Annotated in this window: 26 protein-coding genes and 3 tRNA genes; 7 read left to right on the forward strand and 22 right to left on the reverse strand. The window is 41.0% G+C overall.

Annotated elements, in window-relative coordinates:
- Positions 1-86 precede the first annotated feature (86 nt).
- Entirely contained in the window at positions 87-221 is a 135-nt protein-coding gene (locus LU293_RS09850; protein ID WP_256462105.1) for a hypothetical protein, read from the reverse strand.
- Positions 222-239: 18 nt separating this feature from the next.
- Positions 240-461, reverse strand: coding sequence for a hypothetical protein (locus LU293_RS07310; protein ID WP_242746876.1), 222 nt, complete (start codon positions 459-461; stop codon positions 240-242).
- A 124-nt stretch (positions 462-585) separates the two neighbouring features.
- Between LU293_RS07310 and LU293_RS07315 the strand changes: the two genes are divergently transcribed.
- From LU293_RS07315 to LU293_RS07325, 3 genes are all read left to right on the forward strand, one after another.
- The gene (locus LU293_RS07315) at positions 586-759 is read left to right on the forward strand and encodes a hypothetical protein (protein WP_242746877.1); all 174 of its coding nucleotides are present in this window, start codon (positions 586-588) and stop codon (positions 757-759) included.
- A 185-nt stretch (positions 760-944) separates the two neighbouring features.
- On the forward strand, positions 945-1085 hold the full coding sequence (locus tag LU293_RS07320; RefSeq protein WP_242746879.1) for a hypothetical protein: 141 nt from the start codon (positions 945-947) through the stop codon (positions 1083-1085).
- Positions 1086-1309: 224 nt separating this feature from the next.
- Positions 1310-1489 carry a hypothetical protein gene (locus tag LU293_RS07325; RefSeq protein WP_242746881.1) on the forward strand — a complete coding sequence of 60 codons (180 nt, stop codon included), beginning with the start codon at positions 1310-1312 and terminating at the stop codon, positions 1487-1489.
- Positions 1490-2194: 705 nt separating this feature from the next.
- On the opposite strand, the gene LU293_RS07330 is transcribed toward LU293_RS07325, so the two are convergent.
- The 12 genes from LU293_RS07330 to LU293_RS09855 all read right to left on the reverse strand — a co-directional run bounded on the left by LU293_RS07330 (position 2195) and on the right by LU293_RS09855 (position 9180).
- Positions 2195-4423 (reverse strand): DUF3987 domain-containing protein, encoded by a 2229-nt coding sequence (locus LU293_RS07330; protein WP_242746883.1) that lies wholly within the window; start codon positions 4421-4423, stop codon positions 2195-2197.
- 26 nt (positions 4424-4449) lie between these two features.
- On the reverse strand, positions 4450-5010 hold the full coding sequence (locus LU293_RS07335; protein WP_242746886.1) for a CHC2 zinc finger domain-containing protein: 561 nt from the start codon (positions 5008-5010) through the stop codon (positions 4450-4452).
- A 30-nt stretch (positions 5011-5040) separates the two neighbouring features.
- Positions 5041-5421 (reverse strand): hypothetical protein, encoded by a 381-nt coding sequence (locus LU293_RS07340; RefSeq protein ID WP_242746891.1) that lies wholly within the window; start codon positions 5419-5421, stop codon positions 5041-5043.
- Positions 5418-5672, reverse strand: coding sequence for a hypothetical protein (locus tag LU293_RS07345; RefSeq protein WP_242746894.1), 255 nt, complete (start codon positions 5670-5672; stop codon positions 5418-5420). Before LU293_RS07345 ends, LU293_RS07340 begins: the two co-directional genes overlap by 4 nt.
- Positions 5669-6205 (reverse strand): hypothetical protein, encoded by a 537-nt coding sequence (locus LU293_RS07350; RefSeq protein WP_242746897.1) that lies wholly within the window; start codon positions 6203-6205, stop codon positions 5669-5671. Before LU293_RS07350 ends, LU293_RS07345 begins: the two co-directional genes overlap by 4 nt.
- Positions 6206-6289: 84 nt before the next feature.
- Complete coding sequence (locus tag LU293_RS07355) at positions 6290-6508, reverse strand: hypothetical protein (RefSeq protein ID WP_242746901.1); 219 nt, start codon at positions 6506-6508, stop codon at positions 6290-6292.
- A 62-nt stretch (positions 6509-6570) separates the two neighbouring features.
- Complete coding sequence (locus LU293_RS07360) at positions 6571-6771, reverse strand: hypothetical protein (RefSeq protein ID WP_242746904.1); 201 nt, start codon at positions 6769-6771, stop codon at positions 6571-6573.
- A 1-nt stretch (position 6772) separates the two neighbouring features.
- Positions 6773-7066, reverse strand: a complete 294-nt coding sequence (locus LU293_RS07365) for a helix-turn-helix domain-containing protein (protein WP_242746908.1) — start codon at positions 7064-7066, stop codon at positions 6773-6775.
- A gap of 28 nt (positions 7067-7094) precedes the next feature.
- A complete protein-coding gene (locus LU293_RS07370; RefSeq protein ID WP_242746910.1) occupies positions 7095-7346 on the reverse strand; it encodes a helix-turn-helix transcriptional regulator in 252 nt (83 codons plus the stop codon).
- Between the two features lie 432 nt (positions 7347-7778).
- Complete coding sequence (locus tag LU293_RS07375; protein WP_242746912.1) at positions 7779-8582, reverse strand: hypothetical protein; 804 nt, start codon at positions 8580-8582, stop codon at positions 7779-7781.
- A 101-nt stretch (positions 8583-8683) separates the two neighbouring features.
- Positions 8684-9049 carry a type II toxin-antitoxin system death-on-curing family toxin gene (locus LU293_RS07380; protein ID WP_242746915.1) on the reverse strand — a complete coding sequence of 122 codons (366 nt, stop codon included), beginning with the start codon at positions 9047-9049 and terminating at the stop codon, positions 8684-8686.
- Entirely contained in the window at positions 9046-9180 is a 135-nt protein-coding gene (locus tag LU293_RS09855) for a hypothetical protein (RefSeq protein WP_256462106.1), read from the reverse strand. Before LU293_RS09855 ends, LU293_RS07380 begins: the two co-directional genes overlap by 4 nt.
- Positions 9181-9298: 118 nt before the next feature.
- On the opposite strand from LU293_RS09855, the gene LU293_RS07385 reads away from it, so the two are divergent.
- Together LU293_RS07385 and LU293_RS07390 are read left to right on the forward strand one after the other, a co-directional pair.
- Positions 9299-9505 (forward strand): hypothetical protein, encoded by a 207-nt coding sequence (locus LU293_RS07385; protein WP_242746918.1) that lies wholly within the window; start codon positions 9299-9301, stop codon positions 9503-9505.
- Positions 9506-9942: 437 nt separating this feature from the next.
- Positions 9943-10155: a YlcI/YnfO family protein gene (locus LU293_RS07390; protein ID WP_242746920.1), complete on the forward strand. Its 213-nt coding sequence runs from the start codon at positions 9943-9945 to the stop codon at positions 10153-10155.
- A gap of 534 nt (positions 10156-10689) precedes the next feature.
- Here the strand turns inward: LU293_RS07390 and LU293_RS07395 are convergent.
- The 7 genes from LU293_RS07395 to LU293_RS07425 form a co-directional block, all read right to left on the reverse strand.
- Positions 10690-10851, reverse strand: coding sequence for a hypothetical protein (locus tag LU293_RS07395; RefSeq protein ID WP_242746923.1), 162 nt, complete (start codon positions 10849-10851; stop codon positions 10690-10692).
- 58 nt (positions 10852-10909) lie between these two features.
- Entirely contained in the window at positions 10910-11053 is a 144-nt protein-coding gene (locus tag LU293_RS07400; protein WP_242746925.1) for a hypothetical protein, read from the reverse strand.
- Positions 11054-11476: 423 nt separating this feature from the next.
- Positions 11477-12820: a tyrosine-type recombinase/integrase gene (locus LU293_RS07405; protein WP_242746928.1), complete on the reverse strand. Its 1344-nt coding sequence runs from the start codon at positions 12818-12820 to the stop codon at positions 11477-11479.
- A 161-nt stretch (positions 12821-12981) separates the two neighbouring features.
- Positions 12982-13057: transfer RNA gene (locus LU293_RS07410), tRNA-His, on the reverse strand.
- 19 nt (positions 13058-13076) lie between these two features.
- A tRNA-Arg gene (locus LU293_RS07415) sits at positions 13077-13153 on the reverse strand.
- A 74-nt stretch (positions 13154-13227) separates the two neighbouring features.
- Positions 13228-13304, reverse strand: a tRNA-Pro gene (locus LU293_RS07420).
- A gap of 142 nt (positions 13305-13446) precedes the next feature.
- Positions 13447-13755: a rhodanese-like domain-containing protein gene (locus LU293_RS07425; RefSeq protein ID WP_242746931.1), complete on the reverse strand. Its 309-nt coding sequence runs from the start codon at positions 13753-13755 to the stop codon at positions 13447-13449.
- Positions 13756-13893: 138 nt separating this feature from the next.
- On the opposite strand from LU293_RS07425, the gene LU293_RS07430 reads away from it, so the two are divergent.
- Positions 13894-14487, forward strand: coding sequence for a DNA-3-methyladenine glycosylase I (locus tag LU293_RS07430; RefSeq protein WP_242746933.1), 594 nt, complete (start codon positions 13894-13896; stop codon positions 14485-14487).
- 17 nt (positions 14488-14504) lie between these two features.
- The gene (locus tag LU293_RS07435; protein WP_242746936.1) at positions 14505-15506 is read left to right on the forward strand and encodes an Lnb N-terminal periplasmic domain-containing protein; all 1002 of its coding nucleotides are present in this window, start codon (positions 14505-14507) and stop codon (positions 15504-15506) included.
- A gap of 11 nt (positions 15507-15517) precedes the next feature.
- On the opposite strand, the gene LU293_RS07440 is transcribed toward LU293_RS07435, so the two are convergent.
- On the reverse strand, positions 15518-16090 hold the full coding sequence (locus LU293_RS07440) for a hypothetical protein (protein ID WP_242746938.1): 573 nt from the start codon (positions 16088-16090) through the stop codon (positions 15518-15520).
- Between the last annotated feature and the right edge of the window lie 24 nt (positions 16091-16114).

A 16114-nucleotide genomic window follows, 5' to 3' on the forward strand; every position in this document is an offset into this window, starting at 1 on the left:
TTATTATCAGGCTTTGGTGGTGTTTGGGGTGTGTTGTCGCCCTTGCCAAAATCTTGTCATGAATGGCTATCACAAATCTATATCAATCATTTATCTGTTAATGCTTTAATCTTTTTTTTGTGGGTACTCATAACACGTTTGGCGGAATTTAAAATTACTCGTTTTCCTGCTTCGCCTGTTAGGTGCATAATAACTGGTTTGGTGTTGGTGGGTTTGCTCATGGTGTTTTTCCTTGATTGTTAAGCTAAATCCGCCATTAGCTCGTCCAATGTATCAAATTTTACGCCTTTGCCGCTTGTTAATTCGTCTATCGCTTGGCGCGTCTCATCATTTGGTGTATAGGTAAATTGTAGGGCTTTTTCATAAGCACTATTTAGCACAAACTGCTCCACGCTCACGCTTTGGTGGTGGGCGATATGGGCGAAAATTTGGGCGATTTGCGGTGGCGAATCTAAAATCATCTTGTGATCCTGTTAAATGCGTTCTTACCGCCTTAAATTGTAGTAAACTAATAACCTAATGACAATAAAACCAATCTATGCCAAGCCATCGGCGGTTTAATGGCGTGGGAAATAAGGTGTCTTTATGATAAAGACGCCCATAAAAGACAGTTATACCAAAAGTGGTAACATAACAGGCAAGGGCGTGGGTGTCCTATCGACTCACGCCTTGCCATTTTGGCGGTTTCGCTTCCGTGCGTCTGCTAGGCTGATAAATGGATATTGTCCAAGGTTGGTATTTTGTTGTTTACTAAGATAGCGATAAGCAACTACTCATGATTGAACGCCTGTATATCTTACCCATAATTGCAAGTCGTTCATGTCGCTGTATTTGTCTGGGCGTGTGCGGGGTTATTTGTCGGAGGGTTTTAGTTTTTTAATAGCGGTATCGGTTAAAGCCATGAATGATAAGTTTTGGGCGTGCATTTGTTGGCACTATAATAAATGAACTACAATACCAACAAAATTCATGGATTGCAATCCATCATCATGGATGCATACAGACAACAAAACCGCCAAAACCCCATAAAACAAAAAGGTTGTCGGACAATGTCGGACAACCTTAGAGTAGAATATGGGGTGTAATGAACTTCACACATTTATTGTAAGTTATTGTATTTATTTAATATTTTATTTTAAATTTTTAATTATACCGTAAAATATACCGTAATTTTACAAAGCAACCCCCATTTTTGATTAAATTTTAACCATTTTTAGCCCACTTCCTAACGATTGACAGCAGCCAATAAAAAGCGGTTATGGGTGTCAGATTTTCGCCTATTTGTGTAATTTTATGTAACTTTGTTTCAATGGATATTTTCGGAGAAAATTCCCAAACAAAAAATTTTTTTTATGCGTGGGAAAAGGGGCGGTGTCCACTGGACGGGCTTTGTAATTTATCGCACACCCCCCGAACGGTGGGCGTGTTTTTTGTGGTGGGATTGGGCTTGATGGTGGGCGGTGCTTATGGATTGCCTGTTAATTGGTAAATGGGCTTGATATGGGGCGGGTGGTGGCATTCTAATGATAAAAGCCCCATCGTGTCGCCTTAAATCTAGGTATTGCGTACTTTTCTATCATCACGCCATCAATGCACCGTATTACAACACTGCTACAACATTAAAATAATTCAATTAATAATAAAACTTGATGAATAAAATTTAATTTACCCTTTGTTTTTTTTATTTTTTTACCCTAAAAACCGTCCAAATTATCCAAATTATGAAAAAATACCCCTGTAAGCCTTACTACATAAGGGCTTATAATTTGGATTTAAAATCCAAATGAAAACCAAATTATAAATATCTAAGCCAAATATTAAGCCCTTATCATCGTGCAAGCCTTTAATATCAAGGGGTTCATAATTTGGATAATGATTTTATAATTTGGATTGGTTGGATTGTTTGGGTAGTGTGTCAGCTGTGCCAAAGATTTAATGATGGGCAGGCGTGGGCGGTGGTTCACGCCTGCACTTTTGGCGGTGTTTTTTTTTGATATGGTGGATAGTAGGGCGGATTTGTTGCCATATTTGCCCCATTTTGGGGGTTTTTAGCGTGGTTTGGGGTTTAGGTGGTGTTATCCCCTTGCCAAATGCTAAAAGGGCTATTTGGGGTGTTTTAGGGCGTGAATAATGGGCAATAAAAAAACAAGGGGTATTTTGCCCCTTGTTATGGTGTGCTCGATATAGTTGGGAGTTAAGCGGTTAATAATATGGGGTTAAGTTCTATCACTCGTTTGGTGCGTCTATAACTTGGCATATCGACAAGGCAAACATAATTACCGTCGCTAAGTGTTTCTAAGGCGTTATCTAGCACCTGCACGGCTCGCAAATCTTTGGGTAGTGCTTGTTGTAGGCTTGAATAAAAAAACCTACCTACACCGTGATTGCTTGGCTTATAGGCGTTCTTGATAAGCCATTGTAATAATCGCTCTGCGTCTGTAATGTCGGTTACTATCTCGCTATATCTGCGACGCTCCGCCATGGAATATTCAACGATTTTAATCGCCCCTAATATATCCGCTTCATCAATCGCACGACTACCCTTAAACCAAGCAAACAAGGTGGCAATGCGTGTGGCATTCTCTACCATGCGTGAAGCGTAAGCCTTGTAGTGTTCATTGATGCCGCCTTTGGTTTGGCTAACTTCTACCGCTTGCCAAAACTTTTCAGCGATAGCCAAGGCGGGGGCTTGCCATGCCATTTTTTTACGTTTTGCCCCTAGCTCTGGCAATGATAAAAAGTTATGGCATTTTTTCCAATAGGTTTGTAATGTGGGGTCATGCTCTGGGCTGTCTTTTATCAGCTGTCTTATACCCCTGTTATCAGGTGGAAAGGCAAATAAACAACGTGGTAATAAGCCTTGATTGTTTAATTTAATGTCATTTAGGGCTGGTTTTAAGGCGACTTCTTGGGCGGATAAAAATAACGTCAAACGCACGTCATAGGCGGCTTGTGCGTTGCCATTGCTTATCGTGATACGTTCAGCTTTGCCGTGGCTGTATATGTCGCATAACGCACCAATAGAAGCCCCTGCCGTTTCTGATTTTAAACTTGCCCCTTCAAGTAAATTTGCCCCTTCGTCTATGGTGTAGCTGGCGTTTAAATAATTGCCATCGGTAAAGCCTTGCATGATTTTTTGAATTGAACCGCTCCCAAACATTGCCCTAGGGTCTTTGGGTAGGTGGTTTTGGTTTTTAAAGGCGGTCATCTCTTTTTTGGTTTTGCCCGCCATTTCATTTTCATAGCTTATTTTATTTTCCATAAAGTCTTGATAGCTTTGTTTTTCATGGTCGTTAATGGCTTTGTGGGTAATTTTGATGGTTTGGGTTTTACCGCTCCCACTTTCGCCCTGTACCATAAGATATAGGCTTGATGGGTTGTAGCCTTGGCTTAGGTAGGGTGCGTCTATGAACCCTTGTCCAATATGACTGATTGCACCTAGCACCCCAAAACTCGCCATAGATAACGGCACTTGCCCATAATAGGCGGTGCGTTCTATTACATGGGCTAGGTCTTTTGGGAATGCGTCAAGTGGGAAAGGCGTTTCTACGTTTTTTACTTCATCAAATGGGATAAGCTCGCCCCATTTTTCGCTGTCTTTGGCGTTGTCGCCTGTGCTTGTGGTGGTGCTTTTGGCGGTCGTGCTGGCGTGAATGCTGGTTAAATCATCGTTATTATTCACGCCTGCACTTTTGGCGTGATAGGCTTGTGCGTCCAAGCGTGGCAAGCCAAGGATTTTATCAATGATATGGCGGTCATCGTTGCCTTGTTGTCTTAAAATCTCTATATAATCAAATACATCAAAACCCTTTGGCATGATTTGGCTGGTGCTGGCGTGATACTCTTTGGCTAATGTATCCACGTCTATCACGTCCACGCTTACACCCATCTCGTGTAGGCGTTGTGATAGCTCTGTTTGCCATTTGTCGCCCACATCGTCATAATCACGCCATAACACCACATGACAGCCCATAAGGGGCGTTAAATCGGTGGTTTTTAGGCTCGTACTTGCTCCGCTTGTGGTGGCGGTTATGCCAAAGTTAGTTAATGCGTCTGCACATTTTTCGCCTTCCACAAAATACACCTTAGCAGGTTTTGGCATGGTGTTTTTATCCAGTAGGGGCAAATTATACAAAGGCTTTTTACCGTCTATAAAGCGTGCTTTTGGTTCGCCCACATGAAAACCGCTGTTATCGTGATACATGGGCTTAATCCATTTATTGCCATCTTTGGCAAATCTAGGCTTAAAATACAGTAAATGACCGTCTTTGTCGGTGTAGGCGTGAACGCCCCTAAAGTGGGCTTTTAGGTTAAAATTTAGCCCCTTAAACTGTCTATCACTTGCCATTAAATGATTAAAAAGGGCTTGGATAAACTCAAAACTTAGTAAATCTTTCACACTAAGGCGGTTTTGCGTGTTCATTTGTCTTGTTTTCCTGTTATCTTATCTTAAATATCTAAATTCAAATCACGGCAAGCGGTCAAAAAGTCGCAATTATGATAACGCTGGTAAAAATCAAGCACATCGCCACCACTCGCCCCACACCCAAAACAAAAAAACGCCCCTGTTTGGCGGTTAATACTTAGGCTTGGTGTTTTGTCGCCATGAAATACGCATTTTACGTTAGTTTGATTGCCTTTTAGGGCAATGCCATAACGTGCGTAAAAGCTCACTGGGTCGGGTTTATTGTCCGTGTTCATGCGTTTTTGTGGGCGGTTTTGGCTTGCATTGCTATAGGGCAAATGATAAGGCGGATTTGTCGCCATATTTGCCCCATTTTGGGGGTTTTTAGCGTGGTTTTGGGCGTGGGTGGTGTTACCCCCTTGATGGGGGTTAAACGTGCCATTTTGGGCGGTTTTGGCGGTCGTGCTGGCGTGAGTGTTGTTATTTGAACAGTTGTCCACGCCTGCACTATTTGCCCCATTTGTCGCCCTGTCGGTGGTGGGCTTTTGTGAACCAAACAAGCCTTGATTAAAAAATGATGGTCTTTTAAAGAATGAATGGCTCACGTTACCCCCTTGTTGTGCTTGATGATTGGTTTAGCCGTCTGATATGCTCACGGTCTTAATGAATGCTTGTGCGGTCGGTAAGCTATTAGCATAATGCTGGGCTTGGGTCTCATCATCAAAATAATGACAAGCCATAACAAAATGCTTAGGCTTACCAGTACCGAACATCACGCCATTTGGGATAAATGGGGCAATGTCTTTAAAACTTACATGATTGCACGGCTGGAAAGGCGGTTTATTGCCATCGTTGCCATTATTGATAAATCTTGTATGCTTATAGCCTGTAATGTCGGCGTTGGGATAATCTAGCTTGACTTGTTCAAGAAATACCAAGGCACTTTCTTTGTTGGCGAACTCTTTGTAAATCCGTGGATTGTTACAGCTTATTGAATAGTAGATAACTTCAATCATTTTACACCCCCTTTGGTGGTATTATTGACGGCTGGCGTGTCGGCGGTTAATCGCTCTAAGGCTTGGTTAAGTTCTGTTTGGGCGGTCTCTACTGCTTGCCATATCAGCATTATCATGGCTTTAGTGCGGTCTAGCTCTGTACCCGTATCCATGCCATGATACAGAAAATAAACCCCCGCTAATGCGTCATCTAGGGCGTTTTTTGCGTCTTCTATGTCAAATAAAACATTGCTATGGTTATTAAGGCTCATTTTGCACCCCCTTTAATTGCGTTTAAAATGCGTTTTAAGGCACTTTTAGGCTTAGGTGGTGCATAGGTAGCACAAGGGGCGTTATCAAGCGATTTTAGGGCGTGTATGGCGTTATAAATGGCATTGGCACGCTCACAATAGCCGTTAAAGGGTTCTTGGGCGTGTAGCTCATTATAGCGGTGGTATTCGTCTGTTAAGACGGTTAGGGAATGGGATAAAATAGATTGGTTCATGTTGTAGTTACCTTTCGAAGTTTTGGAAAACACCCCAAAAATAGGGTGGGCTGGAAGTTCGAAAACCGCTACAACAACGGCGTGTGGTATTGGGTATTTCCACACCTTCCAACCCATAAGAAAGGCAACCGACAAAAAAGCGGTTAAATTCTGATAGGCATAAAAAATCCAAGTATTTCGCCCTTGGTTGGCGGTTGTAAAGCAGTTTTCGACGCTGCGGGCGATATTCTGCAATACTGCTTGAATTTTATCAAGTGATAAAATTTCATCAAAAATACGTTTAATGTGAATTAAATTCATGCTATAATCTATCCATCTTGTTATCTTACCTAAACCGCTTTATCTGTCATGGATAAGGCGGTTTTTGTATGGTAGGTGTGGCGGTTATTGTATGCTATCGCTTTCGTCTGCAAGCTCTTGTAAAATTTCGTGCTTGATGGCGTGAATGTCGCTCATCATGCCTTGGCAAATATGACGCATTTTTTTAATGCGTTTTTCGTGTTTGGATAGTTTTTTATCAAATCTTGCCAAAGTCTTGATAACATCGCTTAAATTCTCATCGCAAATTTTGGCGGTGCGTTGGGTGCTGGTGTTTTGTTCCATGGTGGTTTCCTTTGGTTTTGGCTTGGTTAAAATGGGTTTGGGTTCTTAAAGTCTATTGGTGCTTATTTTTTACCAGTCCAATAGCCCCATTTTTGCATGGTATCTGTACCCCATATAAGCATATTCATATAACCATAGCCCGCTTTTTCGTTTAGTTTTACTAGCCTATTCCAAAAAGCATTTTCGCTTAGGCGTTTACCTGCTTTGGTGTAGGGTGTGATTTCGTGCATTTCTTGACGTGCTTTTTGCATTTTTGGGGTCATGTTACTTACCTTTTTTGGTGGTTTTGGTTTTGGGTTTATTTAAAATCTCTTCACGAAGTGCCATAGCTTTTACTTTGTCTTTGATGAAGTAGCGTTTAAAGCGTGAATTTTCGGTTTCGTGCCATTGCCAATCAATGATAAAACCTAGCTTTTTAAGCTCTGCAATACGGCTTGATAGGCTGACCACGTTTAGCACGTTTACGGCATATAGGACGTGTACACCGTCGCCGTCTAGCATGGCTTGTAGTACTTGCCATTTTTGGCGGTTTTTGTGGGCGTGGGTAATGGGTATCATGGTTTAACTCCTTATGGTCTGTTTGGGCTTATTGTTTGGCTTTGGGTTGGTATTGTGCCAAGTCGTCTGCACTTTCAAGGTTATCTAACCACGCCAAAACATCGCTATTACGCCATGCACTCATGCTAGTAGATAGCTTGATGGGTTTTGGGAATTTGCCTTGTTTTATCCAGCCGTAAATCGTGGATTTGGACAGCCCCACCATCTTGCAGACCTTATCAATACGGCTAATGCCTTTGGGGTGGAAAGTATCGTTTTGGGTTTGGGTGGTTTTGGTCATTGGTTTACTCCGTATGTGTTCATTTGGGCTTTGTCGCACTGTAAATAAGTTGCGTGCGAAAATTATAGGCGTGTACGAAAATAACAACAACGCAATACCCTGCTATCTGTACACTTAGGGGGGGTATCTATAAAAACGGAGTTTTAGGCGGTTAATGCAAAAAGGGCGAAACAGCAGGCGTGGGCGGTGTGTTTTTATCGTTCACGCCTGCACTTTTGGCGGTGTTGTTGTGATATGGTGGATAGTGGGGCGGATTTGTTGCCATATTTGCCCCCTTTTGGGGGTTTTTAGCGTGGTTTGGGTGGTGGGTGGTGTTACCCCTTGCCAAATGCCAAAAGGGTTATTTGGGGTGTTTTAGGGCGTGAATAATGGGCAATAAAAAACAAGGGGAATTTTGCCCCTTGTTTTGGTGTTGGTGTTGGTGGTGCGTGGTTATTTGTCTTTTTGGGCTTTATGGGCTTTATGGGCTTTATGGGCTTCCCTTAATGTGCCATATATCCATTCATATTTCTTGTTTTCTAGGTTGTCATGTATAAAAACATATTCGGCGGTTTGTGTGAAGTTAAAGCCCTTATCCTGCATGATTTTTAGGTATCTTTGTCCTAATTGCTTTCTTTCTTGGCGGTGTGGTTCTGTTGCTTTTAGGGCGTTTTGTCGTCCTTGTTCGCTTTGTACTTGGCGGTGTATGTCTTCTTTGGTTTTATCGTCAATCATACCTAGCGTTAAAATTCTATCTTGTGGCAAGCCATGTAGATACTGCACACCGCCTAGCACTTTCAAGGCGTGATTTTTGAGTAAATGGGCGTAAAAGGGCTTTTTGCGGTCGTGGTAAATCTGTGCAAATTGCTTAAATACCAAATGCAATGTTACCATCTCAACCGCTCTTTGTCTGACCGCTGGCGGTGGTAGCTCTATATTTGGGTTAGCCTTGGCAAGGCAATAAAAAAGGTGGTCTATGGCGGTGCTAGGTGGTGTATTGGTGCGTATGTGGTTAAATAGGCGGGGGAATTGATAGCCTTTGGTTTCTTGTTGTAGTTTTTGACAAATGGCGTGAATGTCTGTAATACAAGCGTGGCAATTTTGCCAAAATTCATCGAAATGACTAAAATTGCCAAAAAATGAAAAGGCAATTTCTGCAAAATCTTGTTTACTCACGCCCATACCAATATCAAAAAAATCACCAAGTTTAAGGGAGTTAAATTCTTTGGCTAGTGCTTGAAATGTTTTGTTGTTCATCTCATACCTTACCATACCTTAAAAAAGATAGCAGGCGTGGCGGTCTAAGGTATGAAAAATAACCGCCTTTCGGTTAATTACTCCTAGCCTGCTAAAAGGGTTTAAACTGTTAAATCTTTTAAAATATCTGCAAGGTGGGTATAATTCATTTCACTGCTTGCCACTTTTACCATCAAATCATCTAATCCGCTATTGGGGGCAATGTTAATACCTTGCATATCCAAATAAGTTAACATAACCACAAGGGCGGTTCTTTTATTGCCATCATTAAAGGCGTGTGCTTTGGCTAATGCTACGGCATAAAATGCCCCTATCAAATATACATTATCCAATGGCTCATAACTCATTTGATTGTCAATGCGTGATAAGCAACTTTCAAGGCTTGCCATGCTTGCAATGCCCTTTAAGCCTTTTTCATTTGCCAAAATCTCGTCATGAATGGCTATCACAAAATGTATATCAATCATTTATCCGCCAATGCCTTAATTTCTTTTTTATGGGTATTCATAACACGTTTGGCAGAGTTTAAAATTACTCGTTTTCCTGCTTCACCTGTTAAGTGCATAATAACTGGCTTGGTGTTGGTGGGTTTACTCATGGTGTTTTGTTATCCTGTTAAAATTACGCTCGTATTTGTTTGGATTGCTTGAAATTGTAGCAAACTAATAATCCAATGACAATAAAAACCAATCCATGCCAAGCCATAGGCGGTTAATATGGTGTGGGGAAATAAGCTATTGTTATCACAACAATACCTACAAAAGGCGGTTAATGCAAAAAGGGCGAAATGGCAGGCGTGGGCGGTGTGTTTTATCGTTCACGCCTGCACTTTTGGCGGTGTTTTTTTGATATGGTGGATAGTGGGCGTATTTGTCGCCGTATTTGCCCCATTTTGGGGGTTTTTAGCGTGGTTTGGGGTTTAGGTGGTGTTACCCCCCTTGATGGGGGTTAAACGTGCCATTTTGGGCGTTTTGGTGCGTTTTGATTGCGTTTTATAATTTTATGAAGTGCAAGGGTTGGATTTTGAATAATTTTCGGATAATAAAAAAGCCAAATTTTTAATATAATTTTTATGCAAAATGTATAAATTGATTGACTTATAAGGTAGTTTAGAATATAATATAAACAACAAGGCAAGAGTTGCAGCTCTTGCCTTGTAGGCGGTAGATTGTTCATGCAATCTATTAAACCCACCAGTAGAAGGAGTAAAAGCGATGAAGACTTTATTAAAAATCGCAATTATCCTTGTGTTATGTATCTTACTAAAATCTAGCAGTTAAGTCAAGCCATAGCACAACGACCGCCCTAGTGGTATCGGGGCGGTTCGCTACTAAGTGGAATATTTGAACAAGGTTAAATCATGCCAAAAATTATCAATACACCAAAAACACGCCTACAAATCCAAAAAGACAGCGATACCAAGCGGGGTATTAAGTCCATAGGTTTTAAAGTGCCTATTGAGTTTGCAAACCGTCTTGATGAACTTGCCAAGCAAACAGGCAAAACTAAAAACATCATTATCATGGAGGCGGTGGAGCTATGGCAAGCCAACCATGCTAATAATGGGCAATAAAAAAAAACAAGGGGTATTTTGCCCCTTGTTATGGTGTTGGTGGTGCGTGGTTATTTGTCTTTATGGGCTTTATGGGCTTATTCCCATGCTATCAAGCCATTTTGTAACGCTCATTACCGCCCCTTTGTCGGTGTTTGGGCTTGCCTTGATAGTATCATTTTATAGTATCAAATGATGATACTAAATGCCAACCCTTTACCAATTCCCACCGTCCAAATTATAAAACCATTATCCAAATGATGAAACCCTTGATATTAAAGGCTTTCATGATGAATAAGGGTTAATATTTGGATTAAATATTTATAATTTGGGTTTCATTTGGATTTTAAATCCAAATTATAAGCCCTTATGTAGCAAGGCTTACAGGGGTATTTTTCCATAATTTGGATAATTTGGACGGTTTTTAGGGTAAAAAATAAAAAAAAATAAGGGGTAAATTAAATTTTATTCATCAAGTTTTATTATTGATTGAATTATTTTAATGTTTTGTGCTATGTCAATACATAATAATAAAAAAGTACGCAACGCCCACACTTAACCGCCCATCATGTCGCCATTTAATAAAATAGGGTCATGCTGGGCAAGGCGTGGCGGTGTAGTGGTGGCTTTTACTGAAAATTTAGTAAACGCCCACGATTTTTTACAATTTACCGCCAAAAGTACAGGCGTGAACCGTGAATAAATATAAATAATCATATAAAAATTAGTATCGCTTAATAATAAAAAATTTCGCCCCGCAAAGACGGCAAAAAATCTAAATCACGCTACTAAAAAACACAACAAGCCAACCGCCAAAAAAACACTCCGCCCTTTGGCTCAAAAATGGGCAAAAGTCCGCCCACGCCAGCACCGCCAAAAAGCGATGATAGGGCGGTAAAATCACAAGGGCAAAAGGCAAGGGAAAAACACCAAAACAGACAAGGATTATTTAATAATATAAATAATAATTAAATAATATATTTATTATTTTTATTTAATTTGGGGGTTTTCTCGCGCGCGTGCGTGATGGCAAATTTTTATATATGTAATAATATAACATAACATATATTATATTAAATAATAATATATTTATGTTATATTTTATTTATTATTATTTTATGGTTTTTTATGGGGGCTTTGTGATTTGTTGGGGTGTTTGCCTTGATTTGTGGGCGTGGGCGGTGTTTTGTTGGTTCACGCCTGCACTTTTGGTGGTGGTGTTGTGGTATGTCGGTGGTTTTGGTTTGCATTGCTATAGGGCAAATGATAAGGCGTATTTGTCACCGTATTTGCCCCATTTTGGGTTAAATATCAAAAAGGGGCGAAATGGCAGGCGTGGCGGTCATTGCATTCCTTTGATTTCTAATAGCTCCGCTTGGTGCGTGGCAAGCTCGCCATGCAAAATTGCACCATTTTTATAAATCCGCCCTAAAAATAACGCCAAATCATCGCTTGAACCATCGGCAGTTAGACGCTTTCGGTAGGTGCTAAAATCTCCGTCTTTGATTTCATCGACAATATCCGCCCATTCTTTCATCATCTGCATTCTTTTGGGTATCATGTCGGCGTGGTTGTAGGCTCGTTCGGTCTTATCCTTGCTAACGTGTGCCAACTGCAATTCAATGGCTTTGGGGTTGTACTGCATTTCATAAAGGGACGTACTAGCCAAACCACGAAAGCCGTGCCCTGTCATTTTGTCTTTGTAGCCCATGCGTTTTAGGGCGGTGGTTAGGGCGTTGGGCGATAGGGTTTCACGCTGTTTACTGCGATTGCTAAAAAACACAAATTCATCATGTAACCGCCATTCTTTAATTGTTTGCAAAATCTCTATTACTTGTGGGGCAAGCGGTACAACGTGCGTATTACGGCATTTCATGCGTTCGGGCGGTATCGTCCAAAGGCAAGTATTAAAATCAATTTCCACCCATCGCATACCAAACAGCTCATTAGTTCGCACGAAAGTATAAGCCATCACATAAAACGCATATTTGGTTAATGGCTCTAAATTGGCGTTGTCAATGTCTGCTAGTAGCTTTGGTAGCTCGGTAATTTTTATGCGGGGGTAATTAGTTTGTTTGTGTTCAACCAATGATTTATGAATACCCCTTGGAATGGGATTTAATAGATTTGGGGCAAGCCCTTTAATGATGGTGTGTTCAAATATCGCACTTATCCAGCTTACCGCCTTATGTGCCATGTTGGTTTTGCCATTTAATGCCAAGCGGTCATGCACCGCTAGCACGTCCGATAATTTGACGTGATAAATGTTCATATTTCCCAAAATGGGCTTGATATGGTTTTTGTAGGCGTTGCTGTCTCGTTTAAAGGTGGCAGGGTTAATGCGTTTTTCTTGGTGCTGTAGCCATATTTGGGCGAAATGGTCAAAGTCTAGGGTGTCTTTTTGCTTGGCTTTTTGGCGTTCGTCTTTGGGGTTTATGCCTTGGCTTGCCAGTTCACGAATGCGGATATTTTCGCTTCGTGCTTGTGCTAGGCTTATCATGGGATACTTGCCTATGGTAATTTCTTGTGTTTTGCCATTAAAAGAATAGGCACTAATAAATGACTTTGTTCCACTATGCCTAATCAGTACCATCAAGCCGTTACCGTCTGAAATTTTATCGGGGCGGTTGGCGGTGCATTTTTCGCTAGGTTTTAGGCGTTTTAGGGCGGTATCTGTCAGGCTCATTTACGGTATAATTTAAAATTGAACTCATATACCGTAAAATATACCGTAATTTTTCATAGATTGCAATAAACCAATACGGACTAATGCAGACAACAAAACCGCCAAAACCCCACAAAATAAAAAGGTTGTCGGACAATGTCGGACAACCTTAGAATAAAATATGGGGTGAGTAATGGGACTTGAACCCACGACAACCGGAATCACAATCCGGGGCTCTACCAACTGAGCTATACCCACCATAAAAAAATCAGGCAAATGGCGCGCCTGGCAGGATTCGAACCTGCGACCACCCGCTTAGAAGGCGGATGCTCTATCCAACTGAGCTACAGGCGCTCTAGTGGTTAAATGCTGATACTGTAAATCAATATAAACATTACCAACAAAAAAAGCCGTCAAGGCCTTAAAAATGGTCGGAGTGGAGGGATTCGAACCCCCGACCCTCTGGTCCCAAACCAGATGCGCTACCAAGCTGCGCTACACTCCGAATTTACAACGTGTTTGCGATTTATTCATCACCGTATGTCGTTGTGGTGCGTATGATACAAGTAAGAGCCTAATGTGTCAACAGCTTATTTCTATAAATTTTGATAAATTTTATAAGTTATTGATTTTATTTAACTTATTATTTATGCTTCTTCGATAATTGGCATGCCAGCAGCTTTTGCACCCCTTGTTCCGCCCGTTAGGTGGATGATTTTGCGATTTGGCTGTAATTCATCTAGTAATGCACATGCTCTTTTTGCCTTAGTACCACCACCGCATAGCACATAAATATCGCCTGTGGTCTGGGCAAGTAGCGTGTCATTTAGCGTATCAATTGGGTGGTTGATGGCGTATTGAATATGCCCTGTAGCATAGCTTTTAGCGTCTCTGACGTCCCAAATATTTAGCTCTTGGCTTGGCGTGAAGTCAGTAATGGCAAGTTTTGTAATCATAATACACCTAAAAACATCTACGATAAAAGCTTATCTTAGCAAATTTTTTGGTATCGGTAAAATATTTATCATCAAAGCAACTTGCCAATACACATCAAAAAACGGTATGATGCAAGACTTCTATTATGCATATTTATCATGAATATTTATTCTAAATCTAAAGCTGCCAATGTATTAAATCGCTGCTCATGGTGCGGTAGCGACCCCATTTACCAAGCTTATCATGATTATGAGTGGGGGAAACCTATCTTTGATGATCAAAAGCTGTTTGCCTTATTATGTCTTGAGAGTATGCAAGCAGGCTTAAGCTGGATTACGATTTTAAAACGTAAAGAAGCGTTATATCGGGCGTTTGATGGGTTTAATCCGTTGATTTTGGCAGCTTATGATGAGTCAAAGATAAATGCACTTAAAGATGACGCCACCATTATCCGCCATGCAGGTAAGATTTATGCGATGGTTGGCAATGCCAAAGCCTATCTGAAGATTAGCAAACAGCAAAGCTTTAGCGAGTATGTCTGGGGTATTGTCAAAAAGCACCAAGGTCAAGCACCGCTTGATCGTATGCCTAAGTGTGAAAGTGAGATTCCAACCCAGACAAAGGCGAGTATCGCCTTATCTAAGCAGCTTAAAAAGGACGGATTTAAGTTTGTGGGTCCAACCATCTGCTATGCTTTCATGCAGGCTTGTGGTATGGTAAATGACCATGTGCAATCGTGCAATTTTCGTTAGTGATTTAGGTGGCTTAGATGCTTAGTGTGGTGTTTTATGTTCTACTGTGTATTGCTTTATTAATCGCATGCACTGCGGTGTGGGTAAATATGCCATTTGGGCTGATAAGCTATGCAATCATTGGCTTGGCGGTGCTAATAATGGCAGCAATAAGCCTAAAGTCATTTTACTTTAGCAGGCAAGCGGCTTGGGTTGGCGTGATAGTTGTTGCCGCAGTCTTAGCGTGGCTTATATCTTTACGCCCTAGTAATGATAGGATTTGGAGTGATGATGTTGCACGCATTGTCAATTATGAACGCAATTTACATAATCCAAATCTCATCACCATTCACCATGTCAGAAACTTTAACTGGCGTAGCGAAGAAGATTACGATATACGCTGGGATACAAGGCAATACAACTTAGATCAGCTTGACACGATGGATTTGGTATTGTCTATTTGGGACAATGAGAATATCGCTCATACGCTTGTGACATTTGGCTTTACAGATGGTCAATATGTGGCGTTTTCTGTTGAGATTCGTAAAGAGCAAGGTGAGCAGTTTTCAGCAATCGGTGGCTTTTTTCGAAAATATGAACTAGCCATCATCGCTGCTGATGAAAAAGACATCATCTACACTCGCAGCAATATCCGAAAAGAAAAAGTTTATCTTTATCCGATATCTTATGATAAAGCTAAAATGCGAGAGCTATTTTTGACGTACCTTAGACAAGGCGATAAATTAAATCATCAGCCAAGGTGGTACAACACGCTTATTAGTAATTGCACCACTGTCATTTATCAGTTGGTACAGCGAATCGATCCTGCGATCAAGCGTATACCTATGGATTATCGTATTTTGGTCTCAGGGCGGCTGCCATCGTATCTGATAGAAGAAGGGATTATTAGACCATCTTTACCTGCGGATGAATGGAAAAAATTGGCATACATCAACCCAAAAGTTGCAGATTATGATGAGCATAATCCCATTTCATCTGATAGCTTTTCAAGCGTAATCCGAGAAGGTTTGCCGCGTTAACTAAAGTTTTATTATTCCTTATTATCTTGGCTATCTTGGATTGTGTCTAATGAAGACTTTGGCTGTAATACGTCTTTTAGTTTTTGTTCATTGATTTTGCGAACTTGTTGAATCTGTTTGGAGATTTCTTCATCGATTGCTTCTGCTTGTTTTTGGGCTTCTAAAGCGGCAATCTGATCGTCATTAAAAGAATGAGCTTGGGTGGCGATATTTTTAGGCGACTGGCTAGGCTGTGTATTGATTATCGGTGATGGTTTAACCTTTGATGCAGGCTTAGTGTCTTTCATGGCTTTAGTTTCATCAGGTGATGGATTTTCATCTGCCTTTGATGGTGCGTCATCATCGTTGCTATTTTGGGCTGTGTCTGCACTAGCACTTTGCAAGGCTGTTTCTTTGGGCATAGCAGGGTTTGCTTTTGTTAGGATGACAGCTTGTGGGGCTGGAGTTGGAGTGTTGCGTGATTGATGATGCAGATACAATCCGCCTAAAATAATAGGGTTTAAAACAAGTAAGGCAATCAGCACTTTGGTGTGCCAAGCTAAAGTAGCTGTTTGTTTTTGTTCGGTATTTGGATAATTTGACATAATGCGTTACGGTATTTATTTATC

Source organism: Moraxella nasovis, assembly GCF_022701215.1.
Taxonomy (GTDB): Bacteria; Pseudomonadota; Gammaproteobacteria; order Pseudomonadales; family Moraxellaceae; genus Moraxella; species Moraxella nasovis.

Bases quoted from the DNA above. Each gene is read 5' to 3' on its own strand.
- LU293_RS07315 (WP_242746877.1), top strand. From the start codon at position 586: ATGATAAAGACGCCCATAAAAGACAGTTATACCAAAAGTGGTAACATA.
- LU293_RS07425 (WP_242746931.1), bottom strand. From the start codon at position 13,755: ATGATTACAAAACTTGCCATTACTGACTTCACGCCAAGCCAAGAGCTA.
- LU293_RS07345 (WP_242746894.1), bottom strand. From the start codon at position 5,672: ATGAGCCTTAATAACCATAGCAATGTTTTATTTGACATAGAAGACGCA.
- LU293_RS07390 (WP_242746920.1), top strand. From the start codon at position 9,943: ATGCCAAAAATTATCAATACACCAAAAACACGCCTACAAATCCAAAAA.
- LU293_RS07330 (WP_242746883.1), bottom strand. From the start codon at position 4,423: ATGAACACGCAAAACCGCCTTAGTGTGAAAGATTTACTAAGTTTTGAG.
- LU293_RS07370 (WP_242746910.1), bottom strand. From the start codon at position 7,346: ATGACCAAAACCACCCAAACCCAAAACGATACTTTCCACCCCAAAGGC.
- LU293_RS07440 (WP_242746938.1), bottom strand. From the start codon at position 16,090: ATGTCAAATTATCCAAATACCGAACAAAAACAAACAGCTACTTTAGCT.
- LU293_RS07310 (WP_242746876.1), bottom strand. From the start codon at position 461: ATGATTTTAGATTCGCCACCGCAAATCGCCCAAATTTTCGCCCATATC.
- LU293_RS07405 (WP_242746928.1), bottom strand. From the start codon at position 12,820: ATGAGCCTGACAGATACCGCCCTAAAACGCCTAAAACCTAGCGAAAAA.
- LU293_RS07355 (WP_242746901.1), bottom strand. From the start codon at position 6,508: ATGGAACAAAACACCAGCACCCAACGCACCGCCAAAATTTGCGATGAG.
- LU293_RS07340 (WP_242746891.1), bottom strand. From the start codon at position 5,421: ATGATTGAAGTTATCTACTATTCAATAAGCTGTAACAATCCACGGATT.
- LU293_RS07385 (WP_242746918.1), top strand. From the start codon at position 9,299: ATGGTGTGGGGAAATAAGCTATTGTTATCACAACAATACCTACAAAAG.
- LU293_RS09850 (WP_256462105.1), bottom strand. From the start codon at position 221: ATGAGCAAACCCACCAACACCAAACCAGTTATTATGCACCTAACAGGC.
- LU293_RS07395 (WP_242746923.1), bottom strand. From the start codon at position 10,851: ATGATTATTTATATTTATTCACGGTTCACGCCTGTACTTTTGGCGGTA.
- LU293_RS07325 (WP_242746881.1), top strand. From the start codon at position 1,310: ATGGATATTTTCGGAGAAAATTCCCAAACAAAAAATTTTTTTTATGCG.
- LU293_RS07365 (WP_242746908.1), bottom strand. From the start codon at position 7,066: ATGATACCCATTACCCACGCCCACAAAAACCGCCAAAAATGGCAAGTA.
- LU293_RS07360 (WP_242746904.1), bottom strand. From the start codon at position 6,771: ATGACCCCAAAAATGCAAAAAGCACGTCAAGAAATGCACGAAATCACA.
- LU293_RS07375 (WP_242746912.1), bottom strand. From the start codon at position 8,582: ATGAACAACAAAACATTTCAAGCACTAGCCAAAGAATTTAACTCCCTT.
- LU293_RS07430 (WP_242746933.1), top strand. From the start codon at position 13,894: ATGAATATTTATTCTAAATCTAAAGCTGCCAATGTATTAAATCGCTGC.
- LU293_RS07380 (WP_242746915.1), bottom strand. From the start codon at position 9,049: ATGATTGATATACATTTTGTGATAGCCATTCATGACGAGATTTTGGCA.
- LU293_RS07350 (WP_242746897.1), bottom strand. From the start codon at position 6,205: ATGAATTTAATTCACATTAAACGTATTTTTGATGAAATTTTATCACTT.
- LU293_RS09855 (WP_256462106.1), bottom strand. From the start codon at position 9,180: ATGAGTAAACCCACCAACACCAAGCCAGTTATTATGCACTTAACAGGT.
- LU293_RS07435 (WP_242746936.1), top strand. From the start codon at position 14,505: ATGCTTAGTGTGGTGTTTTATGTTCTACTGTGTATTGCTTTATTAATC.
- LU293_RS07320 (WP_242746879.1), top strand. From the start codon at position 945: ATGAACTACAATACCAACAAAATTCATGGATTGCAATCCATCATCATG.